Below are 1685 nucleotides of genomic sequence, written 5' to 3'. Positions count from 1 at the left end.
TTATTTCTTCTTCTTATCCATCGCCTGCTGCTTGACAAGGTTTCTGATACGATCCGCCGTACTGCCCTTGAAATCCACGAGATCCCGCTCATGAACGGTCATCGTCGATTCAGATGAAGGCACGTCAGTTATCGCATCCGCCAGCACATGATCCAGCTTCTTTGCACGCTCCCAGCACTCAAGTGCCTCTTCATTCCTCCCAAGCCCGCCGGAGAGGGTAATGGCCTTAAAGGCCCAGAGATCAGGATTTGACGGGTAGATTGCAAGAGCCTGATCATATTTATCTACCGCTTCCTCATACTTCCCCTGGTATGCGAGCTGATCCGCCTCCAATGCGAATGCATCAGCCTTATTAAGGAGAACATCACGCTTGCTGAGAAATGTGTGTTTTGAATTATCTGCCATATCTCTGATTCTTTCTCATTAGGCGGGGACAGTATTTATGCTTTCACCCACGTAAATCTCGACTATCATTTTACGAGTCGTAATCATTTTTCTTTTTATCTCGATCTTCTTATCAGAATATGCGATTGTTTTCAGATTAAACGAGATGTTTTTATATTTCAGGAATTCAAAAAAACTGAACGGAAACATTCTGGTGGTAATGTGCCTGCCAGTCAGCCGGGAAGAGATTTCTTCTGACAGAAGTGAGGCATTTGAGCCACTTATTACAAATTTTATGTCTTTTCTTTTATCGTAGATTCCCTTCAGCCATTTCTCCCATAAAGGAAAATTTTGTATCTCATCCAAAAAAATAGAGTTTTTGATCACCCGATGAGGCATGCAGTTCCCGAAATGTATCTATTAATTGAGATAGCTCATCTCCCTGGATTGGTTGCAACCTGTCATCATCAAGGTTCAGGTAGAGAACAGATGACTTTGGAACACCGTTCATAAGCAGGTCTGAATTTATTGATACATAAAATAGATCTTCCCACAGCGTCTCACACCAATAATATCATGTATATGAGGAAGATCCATCTGAATCGGGTAATTTCTATTGTGTATAAAAGGCAATGCACTCTCCTGCCATTCAACAATCGCAGATTTCAATTTTGCCCTGGTATCTATCCAAAGAAATTGAATATACAAAGAGATAGGCTTATCGTATAGAGACGATGATATTATAAGAAATCATCGGATGTAAACGATAATGATACCGATAAAAAATCAGCAGAAAGATGAGATTTCAACCCTATGTTCATTGCTGAAATAATACCTCAAATCATCTTGTTTATAAAAATGAAGCGCTCTCATTACATTTCTGTTATTTGTGAAAATATTTACTATCCTGATACGAAATATTAATCATATCATGACTACAATAAAAAATAAAATCATCATTGAGGGTCCGAAAGTTCACGATGTGGGTTATAGAGTATTCCTCCTGAATCGTGCACTTCAATCAGGACTTATTGGCTTTTCTGCATTTAATCACACTTTGCCAGACAACATGCAGCAGATTGAGATCTGCATAGAAGGAGATACTGAATCCATTGAAGAGTTTACCACAGATCTGCATGATAATATCCCCGTTCATGCTATCGTTGATACAATTTCCATTGAGCCATACGATAAGCGGGTAATCACGATAATGGACTATATGCACCTTGTCCAGGTTGAACAACTGGATAAAGGAATTCCTGCGATTTTAAGTATTCAATCATCACAGGAAAAAATGTTGG

General features: G+C 39.4%; 3 protein-coding genes. 1 reads left to right on the top strand and 2 read right to left on the bottom strand.

The annotated features are described in order from the left end of the window. Nucleotides 1-405, bottom strand: coding sequence for a tetratricopeptide repeat protein (locus PLA23_RS13245; RefSeq protein WP_324331595.1), 405 nt, complete (start codon nt 403-405; stop codon nt 1-3). A gap of 18 nt (nt 406-423) precedes the next feature. Then, nucleotides 424-783 (bottom strand): ATP-binding protein, encoded by a 360-nt coding sequence (locus PLA23_RS13890; protein WP_502883635.1) that lies wholly within the window; start codon nt 781-783, stop codon nt 424-426. Between the two features lie 532 nt (nt 784-1315). Between PLA23_RS13890 and PLA23_RS13240 the strand changes: the two genes are divergently transcribed. Then, nucleotides 1316-1685, top strand: a 370-nt coding sequence (locus tag PLA23_RS13240) for an acylphosphatase (protein ID WP_324475511.1), incomplete at its 3' end; no start/stop codon positions are given.

The sequence above is a fragment of the Methanospirillum sp. genome, assembly GCF_035406105.1.
GTDB lineage: Archaea > Halobacteriota > Methanomicrobia > Methanomicrobiales > Methanospirillaceae > Methanospirillum.
This window is presented reverse-complemented; position numbering and strand designations above follow the sequence as displayed.

Coding starts and splice junctions, on each gene's coding strand:
- PLA23_RS13245 (WP_324331595.1), bottom strand. CDS start 405: ATGGCAGATAATTCAAAACACACATTTCTCAGCAAGCGTGATGTTCTC.
- PLA23_RS13890 (WP_502883635.1), bottom strand. CDS start 783: ATGCCTCATCGGGTGATCAAAAACTCTATTTTTTTGGATGAGATACAA.